The organism is Bacillus sp. FSL R5-0443, from assembly GCF_038608285.1.
GTDB classification, from domain to species: Bacteria; Bacillota; Bacilli; order Bacillales; family Bacillaceae; genus Bacillus; species Bacillus velezensis.
The window spans coordinates 2,083,071-2,099,253 of the sequence record NZ_CP152013.1; the positions used below are offsets into that span (position 1 = coordinate 2,083,071).

Annotated in this window: 1 protein-coding gene; it reads right to left on the reverse strand. The window is 46.7% G+C overall.

Annotated features, from left to right (window positions below):
• Positions 1-75: 75 nt before the first annotated feature.
• Complete coding sequence (locus NYE28_RS10500; RefSeq protein WP_342490476.1) at positions 76-16,164, reverse strand: non-ribosomal peptide synthase/polyketide synthase; 16,089 nt, start codon at positions 16,162-16,164, stop codon at positions 76-78.
• Between the last annotated feature and the right edge of the window lie 19 nt (positions 16,165-16,183).

Sequence of the window (16,183 nt, forward strand, 5' to 3'; positions counted from 1 at the left end):
GTTGGTTTCATTCCTGTTTTCAGGCGACTGGCGGCAGCCGCGGCATTCATGCCGGGACAGCCACTGCCCCTGTGATTAGAAATCCAATTCGATTGTGCTTGCGAGATGTTTACTTTTGTTTACTTTTTCGCTTAATTGAATGTCTTTTAAAGGAATGGATGGGTTTCTCATAATCGCCGAAAGGATCATGACGTAATCCTTGGCCAATACAGCAATGGTTTTCTTTTTAAACAGTTTCGTACAGTAATCAAAACTGCCCTGAATCTCATCTTGGTCTATTAAGAAGTTCAGCTGTAAATCAAACTTGGCTGCCGTCTCTGTTTGTTCATAAGGCCTGACTGCGAGAGAGTCCACTTCAATATCAGTTTGTTCGGTATTTTGCAGGACAAACATCGTATCAAACAATGGATTGCGGCTTAAGTCCCGTTTCACACCCAGTTTTTCAACTAATTCTTCAAAAGGATACTCTTGATGTTCAAAAGCCTTCAGCATGGTTTCTTTCGTTTCCGTTATATAATCCAAAAATGTCTTTTCCGCCATCGGAGCGGTGCGGATGGCTAATGTATTGACAAACATTCCGATAATGGGTTCCAAATCCGCATGCGGTCTCCCTGCAATAGGTGTACCGACAACGATATCATCCTGACCGCTGTATTTTGCCAGCAGTATGGAATAGGCCGAGAATAGAATCATGTAAGCGGTCGTTCCGGTCAATTCTTCCAGCTGCTTTATCCCTTGGGTGACAGTCTTATCGAGCGTAAAATTGTGCCTTTTCCCATCAAAGCTTCTAACCGGCGGTCTCGCAAAATCTTTCGGCAGCTCGAATGACGGGAGCTCTTCATGAAATACACCAAGCCAATACTCTTCCTGGCTCTTGATTCGTTCTCTTTGTTCTTTTTGATGTTTCCATTCCGTAAAGTCTTTGTACTGAATACGGAGCGGAGCTAACTCTTTGCCGTCATACAATTGAATCAGTTCTTCGACAAAAATATTCATGGAGGCGCCGTCCGTGATAATGTGGTGCATGTCAAACATGAAAATATGCAGGTCTTGTTCTAACTCGATGAGTCCGGCCCTGAGTAATGGAGCTTGGCTGAGATCGAACGGCCGCACGAAGGTCCGGAAACATTCCTCAACCTCGTCGGCTGTTGCTTTGTATCTTTCCATCGAAAACTCCACTTGCGATTTGATCACCTGCACCGGTTCTCCGCGGACCATTTCAAAACCGGTACGCAGCGATTCATGGCGCTGGATCAGTCTTTGGAAAGCGGTTTGCAAGCGATTCATGTTGAGTTTTCCTTCTAATGTAAGAATTCCCGGCATATTGTAGCTCAGTTCTCCGCCTTCTATTTGTGTTGACAGGTAAACCATCTTCTGCACGGACGATACGGGATAGACATCTTTTGCTTTGGCTTTCGGAATATAGTCCGGTCCGTTGGTTTCAGCTTCTGCAATAGCCTGTGCCATTTCTTCAACTGTCGGACATTGAAAGACTTCTCTTAATGAAATGTTTTTGCTGAATTGCTTATGAATTTTGGCGATGAGCGTCATCCCCCGCAACGAGTGGCCGCCCAAATCGAAAAAGTTATCTTTTACACCTATTTCTTTTACCTTCAAAACGTCTTGCCAGATGCATATCAGCTGCTCTTCCATATTCGTCCGCGGAGCAACGTAGTCAGTCCCCGTTTGCAAACCTGCTTCAGGCATCGGTAATGCTCTTCGATTTACTTTTCCATTGCCGGTTAGCGGCAGTTTCTCCAGCTGGATGAAGTATGAAGGGATCATATATCCCGGTATTTGGCCAGCAAGTTTTTCTTTAAGCTGACTGATCGAGAGTGATTGCTCTGCTGTAAAATAGGCATACAAATCGCTTTGGCCATCGGTATTTTCTTTTGCTAGGACAACTGCTTCCTGTACGTGCTTGAGAAGAGCGGCTTCCACCTCACCGAGTTCAACCCGATAACCGCGGATTTTGACTTGATGGTCCCTCCTTCCCGCATATTCAATGTTTCCCTCGGGAAGGTAACGAGCCAGATCGCCTGTTTTATACATCCGTTGATTCGAGTCATATGGGTGCGGAACAAAAGTTTCGAGCGTCAAAGACTCCCTGTTATGATAGCCTCTGGCCAGGCTCATTCCTGAAATACAAAGTTCACCGACGATTCCGACAGGCTGAAGCGTTCCGGCTTCATTCAAAATGAAAATCTCCGTATTTGAAATCGGTTTTCCGATCGGCTGAAGCTCCTGATCTGTATCAGGATCGACGGTATACATGGTCACAACATGCGTCTCCGACGGACCGTAATGATTATGCAATGTGACTTGGTGTCGTGCCAGCATGTCACGCAGCATCCTTGTTGCGATGAGCTGTTCTCCCGCAGCGATGATGTGATCCACGCACTCGGCAAACGGTTCGAAATAGTGTTTCTCTGAGGCAAGGAGCTTAAGGAACGCTGTCGGGAGAAATGCTGTTTGTATCCCGTGCGTTCTGACAAAATCATTGAGCTGCCGTATGTCACGTTTTGCCTCATTGCCGATGATAAAGAGTGTTCCTCCGCTTGAAAGCGCGGAGAACATTTCTTGATAGCAGACATCAAAGCTCATTGCGGCAAATTGCAGCACTCTGTCAAAGCGAAGCTGCGTATGATCCTGCTCATAAGCGAGCAGATTCGTCATCGTCTTGTGCTCCAGCTGAACGCCTTTCGGCTGCCCTGTTGTGCCTGACGTGTAAATAACATACATTAAATCATTTTCCGAGCAGGAAAGATTAAGATTGTCTGTTCTGCCTTGATATAGTAACGGATCATCAAGCAGAAGCACTTCTCCTTCAAAGAGCGGCGGAATAGCGTGACCTGCACAAGTCAAAAGCACATCGGCACCGCTGTCTTTTAGCATAAAAGCCCGCCGTTTTTCGGGAAGCTCCGGATCGATAGGGAGAAATGCTGCGCCGGCCTTTAATATGGCTAAAATGCCGATGATCATATGTGCTGAGCGATCCGTGAGAACGGCAACAACCTGATCAGTGCAGGCACCCTTATCTTGAAGAACGCGCGCCAGCTGATTGGAACGTTCATTCAGCTGACGATAAGTCAGCGTCTGATTTCCAAACATGACGGCTTCATGATCCGGGTTACGCTCAGCCTGCTGCTCAAAAAGCTGATGAATCGTTGTCGGAATTCGTTTTTCCGCAACTGCAGTATCGTTAAAGAGTTGCTGAATGTCTCTTTCCTCTTCCTTGGTCATCATATTTAAACGAGCCAGCTCGGCCTCAGGCTGTTTAATAATCGAATCAACCAGCTGTTCAAAATGCCCCATCATCCGTTCGATCGTTTCCGGTTTAAACAGAGCCGTCAAGTATTCCAGCGTGAACTGAATACCCGCCCCTTCTTCCACAGCAGTTAAAGTTAGATCAAATTTCGCCATCGTATGTCCGTTTGGATATGGTTTGAAAGTGACGTCATTTATCTCTAACTGTTCCTGCTCCGTGTTTTGAAGCACAAACATGGTGTCAAACAATGGATTGCGGCTCAAGTCTCTGGCGATATTCAGTTGATCGATCAGCGCTTCGAACGGATAATCCTGATGTTCATAAGCTTTTAATGCATTCTCCTTCACTTCGGACAGATACTGAGAGAACGTCTTCCCTTTTTCAGGGTAATTTCTCATCGCCAATGTATTGACAAACATTCCGATAATCGGTTCCAAATCGGCGTGCGGTCTTCCCGCTATAGGACTGCCGACAATAATGTCTTCCTGGCCGCTGTATTTTGAAAGCAATAATGTATAAGACGCAAGGAGCACCATATATAAAGTCGATTCAGTTTGGGATGCCAGCTGCTTTAATCCGTCGCTTTTTTGCTTATCAAGCGTAAAATGCATTGTGGCTCCCGCAAAATCCCGTGCCGACGGCCGGATATAATCGGCCGGCAGATGAAGGACAGGAACGTCGCCGCTGTACAGCTCTAACCAATAGGCTTCTTGTTTTTGAATCTGCTGTAATCTCGCTTCGCCGGTCTGCCATACCGCGTAGTCCTTGTACTGGATGCGCAGGGGCGGTAATGTCTCTCCTTCATAAATCCGGATAAATTCTTTGATCAATACGCTCATGGATGTTCCGTCAGAAATAATGTGGTGCATATCAAACATCAGAATTCCGCGGTCAGGTTGAAGTTCAATCAGCCCTACGCGAAGCAGCGGCGGCTCATCCAGGTGAAAAGGACGAATAAATTGGCGGATATAAAGGTCCGCATCATCTTCTTCCCCTTGGTACCACTCTGCTTCAAACGCCGCGTGATCCAAGACATACTGAACAGGTTCTCCGTCAGCCATTTTAAAACCGGTGCGCAAAGATTCATGGCGCAAAATCAGCGTGCGGAAGGCTTGCTGCAGCTTGTCACGATCAAGCTTTCCTTCCACAGTCATCAGTCCCAGCATGTTGTAACTGAGTTCTCCGCCTTCCAAGTGATTCAGGATGTACAACCGTTTTTGTGCTGAGGATACCGGATAATAAGGTCTTTTTTCAATTGCAGGAATCGCGGCATACCCGGTCAGCTCCGTCTTCGTGATCGTCCGTGCGAGCTGTTCAATGGTTGGGAAACGGAAGACGTCCCGCAAAGGAATTTGGACATGCATTTGCTTTTGTATTTTTGCAATCAGCGCCGTTGCCCGCAGGGAGTGTCCGCCGATCTCAAAAAAGTGATCTCTGATCCCCACCTGCTCTAGTCCAAGGACATCCTCCCAAATTGCTGTCAGCTGGATTTCTGCCGAAGTTTGCGGCGGGACGTACTCTATGCCGCTGTCACGCTTTTTGACCGGAGCCGGCAATAACTGGCGATTCAACTTCCCGTTTGGCGTCAGCGGCATCTTATCCAGCTGCACAAAATGAGCGGGGATCATATATCCGGGTAAATGCCGGGCCATTCTTTCGCGAAGTTCACTGATCTGTATTGTCTTATCTGCTGCAAAGTATCCGCACAAGTAATATTCATCATCTGCATCTTTAAGGGCAGCTGCGGCGGCTTCTTGAATATCAGGAACGTTCAGCATCACCGATTCGATTTCACCGAGTTCAATCCGAAAACCTTGAATTTTCACCTGATGATCAATCCGGCCGATATATTCAATATTTCCATCCGGCAGAAGGCGGGCCAGATCACCGGTTCTGTACATTCGGTCCTCCGGTACAAACGGATCGGCAACAAATTTTTCGTCCGTCAGTTCCGGCAGGTTCAAGTAACCCCGCCCGACACCGTCCCCTGCAATATACAGCTCGCCTTGGACGCCCTTCGGCTGCAGCCGTTTTTTTGAATCAAGAATGTACATTCGGTTTCTGCCTAACGGCTTGCCTATAGGGACATAGTTTTGGCTGCGTGCCCAAGCATCGGAAGAACATTCAATGTTGAACAGAGACGCGTCTACGCAAGTCTCCGTAGGCCCATATACATTAGTAATCCCAGGCGCAGCGCCATGCTCGCCGAATAATTGCTTGAGCTTATTTACCGTCGTTTTGGAAAGAGCCTCTCCTCCGATTAAAAGATGCTGAAGCGTGACTCCCTGCAAATCACCTGCAGCTATCAAAAGCTTTAAGTGGGCAGGTGTTCCGTCAGTGATGTCAATCGAATGCTGCCGATAGTAACGGCATAAGGCAGCACCGTCTGACACTATCTCTTTCGGAACAATAAACAAGGTATGGCCTGACAGCAAGGAAGCATACATTTGCTGAACAGAAGCATCGAAATAATATGGAGCGAGCATGGCTATATTTAGCTCCGCATCATAGGCAGAGTATACTTGGCGGCTCAGCCCTTCTATCAGGTGGATGACCTGGCGATGTTCAATTAACGTGCCTTTAGGCTTGCCTGTCGTGCCGGAAGTATAAATGGCATAGGCCAGTTGACTGGACTGATAAGAGAGTGCAAGACTGCTGTCTTTTTCGTGATAGAAATGTTCCTCCATGAGATCGATACATGTTCCTAAGAAGCCGATGTCATCCTGCAGCTTCCCGCAGTAAAGCAATACGCTGATGCTTGAATCATTTAAAATATAACGGATGCGTTCAGACGGAGAATCAGGATCTATCGGCAAATATGCACCGCCCGCTTTTAAAACTCCCAAGATGCCTACAACCATCTCAAGCGAGCGTTCAGTCATAATGCCGACAAGCTGATCCGCCTGCACTCCTTTTGCCTGCAAGGTTCGAGCAAGCTGATTGGCACGCCGGTTCAGTTCTTCGTAGGTGAATTGTTTACCCTCGAATACAACCGCTGTATTGTCCGGAGTACGATGCGCCTGTTCCTCGAACAACTCATGAATCGTTTTTTCACGCGGGTAATGCATGTCATTAGACTGAAAGCGGCTGAGCAGATATTCTTTTTCTTGCTGAGAGAGAAGCTCCAAATCTTCTATTTTGACAGACGGCTGCCGCAATACTTGCTGCATGAGTTTTTCAAAATGACCTCGGAGCCGCTCCACTTCTGATTTTTCATATTCGTTTTCATTAAAACCGAAATGAACGGCCAGCTGTTTGCCAGGTATGACAACCACATTCAAATCATAGTGGGAGTGTTCCTGCATATGAAAATTCGTAATGTTCAGCTCCGTACCATGATGTCCCGTCTCTTCGACTTGCTGCCCTATCGGATAATTTTCAAAGATCATGATATGATCAATTAAGTTTTGCTTTTGTTCCGTTTGGGCCTGAATTTCGTATAAAGGATAGGTATCGTACGATTGGGAAGCCAGCGCGTTTTGTTGAGCCATTTGCATCGTATCAGCAAAAGTGCTGTCCTCATCGCAGCGGATGCGAACCGGAATCGTATTGATGAACAGGCCGATCATCTGTTCCACATCAGGAATTTCCGCCGGCCTTCCCGACACGACACTGCCGAAGACAACGTCTGCGGACCCGCTGTATTTCTGTAATAATATTCCCCATAACGTTTGGATCAACGTATTTAATGTAACCTGATGCTGATTTGCAATCTGCTGTAATTGTTTTGTCTGTTCGTGATCAAATCGGCAGATCAAATTGGCATAAGCGTATTCTTTTTGTTCATGCTGCGCTATTTTATGAAGAAGCGTGGTTTCACCTTTATATCCTTCAAGATACCCGCTCCAGTACCGCTTTGCCGCTCCCTGATCTTGGCGGTCAAGCCACTCGATATAGTCGCTGTAAGGAACTGCCGATAGCGGTTCTGGTTCCCTGCCTTCCTGTAAGGCGCTATAATGATCAAACACTTCCTTCGTGATAAGAGACAGGCACCAGCCATCCATCACAATATGATGGAAGCTCCAAATCAAATGATATTTGCGGTCTTCCATACGGAAAATCGCTATGCGCATCAGCGGATCCCGAGCCAAGTCAAATCCTTTTGCCTTGTCTTCTCTTTGATAGGCTGCGATTGCATCCTCTCTCAGGTGCTCCTCTCTATCACGCAAATCTGCAAAATGAATTTGCGGTGTTTGCGTTTTATAGACAATTTGTAAAGGAGTATCGTTCCAGCCGCTGTAAAAACGGGTTCTGAGCACGGCGTATGTTTCAAATAATCGTTCAAGGCTTGCTTTAAACCAATCAATCTTTAACTCTCCCTGCAAATCGAACGATGCTTGTTCAAAATAAGAACTTGAGGCCTCGTCCAACAGGCTGTGAAAGAGCATTCCTTTCTGCATCGGAGTGAGCGGATACACGTTTTCAACCTCACCTGCATGCGGCAGTTGAATGAGGAGCTGATCCAATTCGTCAATGGACATGCCCTTTAACAAAATATCGCTTGGCGTCAGTTCCGATTGTTCTTTATGAACGCAATGCGTAATGATTGTACGCAGGCGGCTTTGAATCGTTTCCGATAACCGCATGATCGTTTCTTTTGCGTACTGTTTGCTGCTGTAGCTGATCGTAAGCTTCAGCCGGCCCTCGGTGATCATTCCGTTTATATTCAACACATACGGTCTTTCTTGATTTCCGCTTGAGTCTGAACCGCAAGAATAAGAAGATAATTGAACCCCATGCTGCTGTAAATCTTGGTCAAACTGTCCCAGGTAGTTAAAGCTGATCTCAGGATTGAGTTTCGATGGCATTCCGCCGCTTAAGTACCTCGCTATTCCATATCCGATCCCTTTATGCGGAATTTGACGCAATCCTTCTTTGGTCGTCTTGATATAATCAGAGATTTCTTTGCCCGGCTGCGCGTGCAGCACAACCGGATACAGACTTGTAAACCACCCGACCGTGCGGGAGATATCTATATCTTGTATAATCTGTTCTCGGCCGTGTCCCTCTAAATGAATCGGAATTTGTTCCAGTCCTGACCAATGCGATATGGAAAGACCCAGAGAAGTTAAAAGCAAATCGTTTATTTCCGTGTGATAAGCGCGATTCGCTTGTTTTAATAAGAGCTCCGTTTCCTCTTTCGTCCATTCCACAGCTGCTGTTTCACTGTCTTTTGCAGTTGTATGGGTTTCATGAAAATCTTTAGGCAGCGGTTTGACTTCGGTTTGTTCGATCTTTGTCCAATATTCCTGTTCTTGTTTTATGGTTTCACTTTGCGCATATTCTGACAGTCTCTTAGCCCATAATTGGAAAGAGTCTGTTTTTTGCGGGAACTGGATCGTTTGTCCGCGTTCTGCCTGCTCATATCCGCTTGCAAAATCTTCGAGTAAAATACGCCAGGATACTCCGTCAATCAGCAAATGATGGATGGCAATGAGCAGATGATCTCCATTTGCGCATCGAAACAACCCGGCTTTCATTAACGGCCCATCACTTAAACGCATACTGCTTTGTATCTCATCAGCTTTGGCTTCAATTGTACGCCCCGGATCGGAATCTTCTTTCAGATTCAGGACTTCTAAGTGGTACAGCCCGCTTTGGGCGATTTCTTCATTCTGTGCCTCACAGCCATTTTCCGTAGTCCGGAACGTCATGCGGAGCGCATCGTGATGTTCAGCAAGCTTTTGCAGGGTTTGACGAAGCTGCGTTTCCTGAAAACCTTCCGGCGCATGCAGCATGACGGCTTGATTATAATAATGCTGATCTGTTGTTGTTTGTTCGAAAAACCAATGCTGAATAGGAGTCAGGCTGACTTTTCCTTTGACCTCACCTTGATCGGCTATACGCAGATTCTGCTTGATATGCGGACTCAATTCTGCAATTGTTGCATATTGAAACAAGTCTTTGATTTCCATTTTGTATCCTTGCTGATTTAATCTGGAGGATACTTGAATGGATTTAATGGAATCTCCGCCAAGGTCAAAGAAATTATCAAGAATACTGACGTTTTCAGCGCCTAATACCGATTCCCAGGCAGAAACTAATATTTCTTCCGCTTTTGTTCGGGGAGCTTTATACTCTGCTCTGTCCTGCAGCTCGAAATTCGGAGCCGGCAGCCCTTTTCTGTTTATTTTTCCGTTAGAAGTTAAAGGCATTTCATCAAGCTCAATAAAATAAGCCGGAACCATATAACTTGCAAGGGTTTGAGACAATTGTTTCCGGAGCCGGGCTGCCGTTGTTTGCCCGCCGCTCACGTAATATGCACACAATTGTTTAAACCCGTGGACGTCCTCTCTGGCTGTAACGACAGCTTCCTTAATCACTTCTTCTTGAAGCAGTGCCGCCTCGATCTCGCCTAATTCGATACGATAGCCTCTGATTTTCACTTGTTCATCTATTCTGCCCGCATATTCAATGTTTCCGTCCGCCAGCCACTTCGCCAAATCTCCGGTCTTATACATCTTCGCTCCGGGTTCAAACGGGTCATCGACAAATTTCTCTGCCGTTAATTCGGGACGGTTCAAATATCCTCTTGCCACACCGGCGCCGCTGATATAGATCTCTCCCGGCACTCCGATCGGCGCGGGTTTCATATTCTCATCAAGAACGTAAATGCTCGTGTTTGCCGCAGCGGTTCCGATCGGTACTGATTCCCGCCTGTCCTTTGCGGGATCATAACGGTAAATCATGCAGCCGACAACGGTTTCCGTCGGTCCGTACTCATTGCATATTTCAATCCGGCCTTCGAACTGTTCATGAATGCTGCGGGCTAACCGGGTGCTTAAGTTTTCCCCGCCCACAATCATTCTTCGGACAGCCGTTTGATCGGCAATGTTCATTTCTTTCAAAACCTGCAAATGGGCCGGGGTCAATTTAATGATATCCACCCTCGGGTCACGCACAATCGATTCAAGCAGAGCTGTTTTATCCTCTCCGTCATAGACGATGATTGCATTGCCTGTGACAAGCGGCGTGAAAATAGAAGTCACCGTCAGGTCAAAAGAAATTGACGAATACAATGGGAAGTTGGCTTTCTCGCCTTTTACATAAACTTCTTTCGCCCACCAAATATAATTGGTCAAGCCTCCGTGCTCGATTAGTACGCCTTTTGGCCGGCCTGTGGAACCTGACGTATAAATGACATATGCCAAATGGCTCACATCATTTATCGGAGCAAGGTCAGAGCCATTTTGGTGATAAGAACTTTCATCATCAAGTAAAACCGTGGCGCCTTCATAGGCAAGCTGTTTCCTGACGTCCCGCTGCATTAAAACGATTCCGGCTTGGGAGTCATCCAGCATATACCGGATGCGGTCTTGCGGATATTCCGGATCTATAGGGACATAGGCTCCGCCTGATTTTAAAACGGCAAGGATTCCGACCACCGATTCGATGCTGTTTCTTGTGATGATGGCTACAGGCTGATCCGCCTGCACTCCTTTCGCTCTTAACGTTCGCGCCAGGCGGTTGGCCCGCTTATTGAGCTCTCCGTACGTGAGCTGCCTGTCCTTATCAATGACGGCTGCTTGATGGGGCGTACGCTGCGATTGCTCTTCAAATAATTGATGAACCGGCGTCTGCGGAAACGGCGCGGCCGTGTCGTTAAGCGTCTGCAGAAGGGTTCTTCTTTCGCCTTCCGTTAACAATTCCGCTTGATCCACCCGGATATCCGCATCTGTCACGACTTGATGCAGGATTTGCATGAAATGTTCCCGAACCCGCTCTATGCTTGCCCGCTCATACACATTTGCATTGTATTCAAAAGAGATGTTCATCTCGTCGCCCGGTATAACGGTCAAATTAAAATCGTAGTTGGTCTGTTCTTCCATTTGTACGTTGGAAATCGTGATGGATGTTCCGTTTTGGCGGCCTATACTTTCCATATACTGATCAACCGGATAATTTTCGAATATCATTAAATGTGTAATTAAATCTTGCTTTTGCGTTGTACGCGCTTGAATATCGTACAGCGGGTGCGTCTCAAATTGTTGAGACGCTACAGCCCTTTCCTGCGCCTCTTTCATAAGCTCGGCAAACGTTGTCCCGGCTTCACACCGGAACCGGACGGGGATGGTGTTAATGAATAAGCCGATCATGGTTTCCACGTTTGGAATTCCAGCAGGTCTTCCGGATACAACACTTCCAAACACAACGTCCCGGCTGCGGTTATATTTCTGCAGCAAAACCGCCCATGCCGTCTGCAGCAGCGTGTTCAGCGTGACATGATGCTTGCCTGCCGTCCGCTTCATTTTCGAAGTGAGATCAGAGCTTATGTCACACGTCACTTTTTCAGGAACGTATCGTCCGTCTTCCGCTGCATGGTGATCCTTAGGAAGGCCGGTTTGCTCCTCATATCCCTCCAAGTACTGATCCCAATAAGCCGTGGCCTCTTTCGCATCTTGCCGGCCGAGCCATTCAATATATTGACTGTACGGAGTAATTGACGATTGTTCAGGCTGCTTTTGCTGAAGCAAAGCAAAGTAATTCTCGAAAATTTCTTTTGTAATCAGCGGCAGACACCAGCCGTCCATCAAAATATGGTGGAAACTCCAGATAAAACGGTATGTCTTTTCATCCGTACGAAGGATGAATAACCGCATTAACGCGCCTTTTTCTAAGTCGAACCCCCGCATCTTATCTTCTCTGGCATACTGCTGAATCATTGCTTCTTTTTGAGATTCCTTCATCTCTCGTAAGTCATTGAATTGAAAACCGATTTTTTTCGTTTTGAATATGATTTGGAGCGGCTGATCCTTCCAGCCTCTGTAAAAATTCGTGCGGAAAATATCATATTTTTGCGATAAGCCGTCCAAGCTTTTTGAAAATGAATCAATTTCCAGATCTCCATGCAGATCAAACATCGTTTGCTGAAAATAAGCACCAGAATTCGGATCAAATAAGCTGTGAAACAGCATGCCCTTCTGCATCGGCGTTAATGGATAAATATTTTCCGCTTCGCCTAATTCACGCGTCTGCTCCAAAAGCTGTTCCAGTTCGTCGATTGAGATGTCTTTTAACAGGATGTCACTTGGTGTGAGAGAAGTCTGCTGCCGGCTTACGCAATGCGCAATGACTTCTTGCAGACTTTCTTTCAACCCCCGGGCAAATTGCGCCATAGTAGATCTTTCGTATTGTTTGCTGCTGTAGCTCAGTGTCAGTGATAATGTCCCTTCGGCAATCATTCCGTTCAAATCAAGCACGGCCGTTCTCTCTTGGTTTTCGTTCATTGACAACCCTGTGGAAAAAGGCGAGATGCGCAAAGCCTGATGCTTCAGGTCTTGGTCAAATTGTCCCAAATAATTAAACGATATCTCCGGATTCAGCTGCAGGCTGTCGGCTTCCGAGTGCCCGGATATATATTTGATGATGCTGTAATTCATTCCTTTGTCAGGGATACGGCGCAGCCCTTCTTTTACGATCTTGATCCGCTGCGACAGGTTTTTTCCGGCTTCCATCCTCAGGACGACAGGGTACTGGCTTGTGAACCATCCTATCGTGCGGGAAATGTCAGCATCCGGAATAATCGGTTCTCTCCCGTGGCCTTCCAAATTCACGACAATCTCTTCCGTGCCTGTCCACTTGTGAACAGCCAGCCCTAACGAAGTCAGCAGCAGATCGTTGATATCCGTGTTGTAGGCGCGGTTCGCTTGTTTTAATAATTGCTCCGTTTCCTCTTTTGTCCATTGAATCGTCACTTCTTCGCTGTCTCTTAATAACGATCCTTCGCTGATAGTGTCCTTAGGCAATGGCTGAGGCTTTATACTTGAAAGCTCAGTCCAATACGCAATCTCCTCTTCCATATCGGTTTCCGCCGCATATTTGGACAATTGATCGGCCCAGAATGGAAACGAGTCTGTTTTTTGCGGGAGCTGGATCGTTTGTCCGCGTTCTGCCTGCTCATAACCGCTTGCAAAATCTTCGAGCAAAATACGCCAGGATACACCGTCAATCAGCAAATGATGAATTGCAATCAGCAAATGATCTCCGTCCGGACATTGGAACAAACCGAGCTTCATCAATGGCCCTTTGTCTAATACCATGCTGCTTTGAATCTCATTCGCTTTATCGGCAATCGCTTGAGCCGGATCGGTTTCCCCTTTATAATTCATCACTTCCAGATGGTATAGTTCACTTTCATCTGTTCCTGCAATTCGCGGAGCGTATCCATCCGGCGTTTTTTCAAAAATCATCCTCAAGGCATCGTGATGCGACGCGATCCGTTCCATCGTCCGGCGAAGCGGGCCCTCTTTAAAGCCTTCCGCCGAATATAACATGACGGCCTGATTGTAATGGTGTGCATGCGGCATTTTTTGCTCAAAAAACCAATGCTGTATCGGGGTCAGCTTGGTTCCGCCATTCACTTCTCCTTGATCAGCCACCCTGCTGACCGGTGCTACAAACTGACTGAGTTCAGCAATCGAGGGGTGTTTAAACAAATGCTTCATATCAACCTTGTATCCGGCTTGATACAATCTGGATGACACCTGAATTGATTTAATCGAATCTCCGCCAAAATCAAAGAAATTATCCAAAATTCCTATACGTTCTGCCCCTAATACTTCTTGCCAGATAGACGCCAGCAGTTCTTCTATTGTGTTCCGCGGGGCTATGTATTCGTTTTCCGCCCGCGTATTTTCGTCAGCAGCAGGCAAAGCTTTCAGATCAATCTTCCCATTGGAAGTGAGCGGAATGCGTTCCAATGGGATAAAGCGGGAGGGAATCATATAATTCGGCAGTTCCCGGGATAATTCTTCTCTGAACTGCGCAGCGGTCAAAGAAGGCTCGCCGACATAATAGGCATACAATTGTTTGGCCCCGTCTGCGTCTTCCCGCGCGACGACTGCGGCTTCACGAACGTTTTCCAGATTGAACATGGCTGCCTCTACCTCGCCGATCTCAATCCGGTAGCCGCGAATTTTCACTTGATGATCAATCCGCCCTAAATATTCGATTCTTCCATCCGGCAGCCATCTTGCGAGATCCCCCGTTTTATACATCTTTTGACTAGGGACATGCAGATGCTCCACAAATTTTTCCTCCGTCAATTCAGGCCGATTGAGGTAGCCGCGGGCCACTCCCGCTCCTCCGACATACAGCTCTCCCGGTACGCCGATCGGCTGGATTTGATGGTGCGCTCCTAAAATATAAGCTTGATGGTTGGCCACCGGGCTGCCGATTGTGATCTGTTCATCAGCGGACTGAACAGGGTGAAATGAAGATACCACGCTGTTTTCTGTCGGTCCGTATTCATTATTGATCCGAATGCGAGGCTGCAGAGAATGCAGCTTCTCAACTGTATCTGTTTCCAGCTGCTCACCGCCTACAACAACATGCTGAACATGGATGAAGTCCTCTCTGTTCATCTGTTCGATCATCGTTTTCAGAAGACGGGGAGAAGTTGAGAAATGGGTAATTTTTTCTTGTTTTATGGCATTTTGAATGGCGAAAGTTTCTTTATTCTCTTTATTAGGCAAAAGGTGCAAAGTTGCTCCTGAGATGAGCGGGCCGAAGAAATTTAAAATGAACGCATCAAAAACATACGGGTACAAGACAAGCACGCGATCCGCCGGAGAATGCTTGAAAAACGACTTCTTCCACTGAAGCGAGTTCACAATGCCGCCGTGTTCAACCATGACCCCTTTCGGCTTTCCTGTTGTACCCGACGTATAAATGACATAGGCTAAATGGCTGTGTTCCGCTACTGGTGATAACAATGAGCAATCGGCATGGTATGATGCTTCATCATTCAAATCAATCACCGGGCCGTCAAAGGCGAGGCTGTTTTTTAAATGATGCTGAACAAGGAGAACGTCTGCATCCGCATCATGAAGCAAATATTGAAGCCGCTCTTTTGGATATTCAGGATCCAGGGGCACATAAGCGCCCCCTGCCTTCCAAACAGCTATAATGGATACGATCATCTCTAATGAACGATCAGCGAGAATGGCGACTAACGTATCGGGTTGAACCCCGCAATTACGCAATGTTCTTGCCAAACGGCTCGCCTTCTCATTCAGTTCCCTGTACGTCAAATGGTCGTTTTTAAACTTGACGGCCGCATGCTCAGGCGTTCTTTCTGCCTGCTCTTCAAATAATTGATAGACTGTTCTGCTCCCGGAGAAATCTCTGACGGTGTCGTTAAAATCAAACAATAGCTTCTGTTTTTCCGCTTCCGGTAAGATCTCTGCCGTATGGATCGCGGCTTGAGGCTGAAACAGGATCACAGACAGCAGCTGATCCAAATGGGATACAATTTGATTGATATAGCGCTCATCGTACAGATTGCCGTTATAAAAAAGCTTCAAATGAATCCCGTTGTTCTCCAAATTAAAGTGAAACAGCGTATCGGTTGCAGTATCTTCTTTACATTGCAAGGAATGAATTTCGTTAAGCGAAACGACGGTATGAATCAAAGGCATATGCTCGTCATTGTATTGCACGCTCAGATGCCGGGCCATTTTTCTAAACGGCAGGTTTTGATTTTTCAGAGAATCATTAACGGCTTCTTTCAGCTGCCCGAATACGGTTTTAAATGTGCTCTCGTTTGAAAGCGTATTTTTTAAGAGGACAATGTTGTTAACGGCTGACTGGCCGGCTTTTTGCTTCGATACCGTTGGAATGCCAAGAATCAGGCTCGTTCGATCCGTATATTTATATAACAAGCACTCAATACCCGCCAATAAAATCAGATAGGCCGCCATATCGGAATGATTCGCCATTGTCATGATTCTTTGAGATACTTCCGGAGATAAGGAACGGCAGATGCATTTTTCCTGGTAGCCGGTACGGACCAACGACGCTTTATCCGCTGCTTTAAAGTAAGGGAATGCGCTTAGACCGTCTTCTTCATCAAACAGGTTTTCCCAGTACGTTTCTTGAGTTTTAAATACCGACATTGGAGCACCTCATTTTATA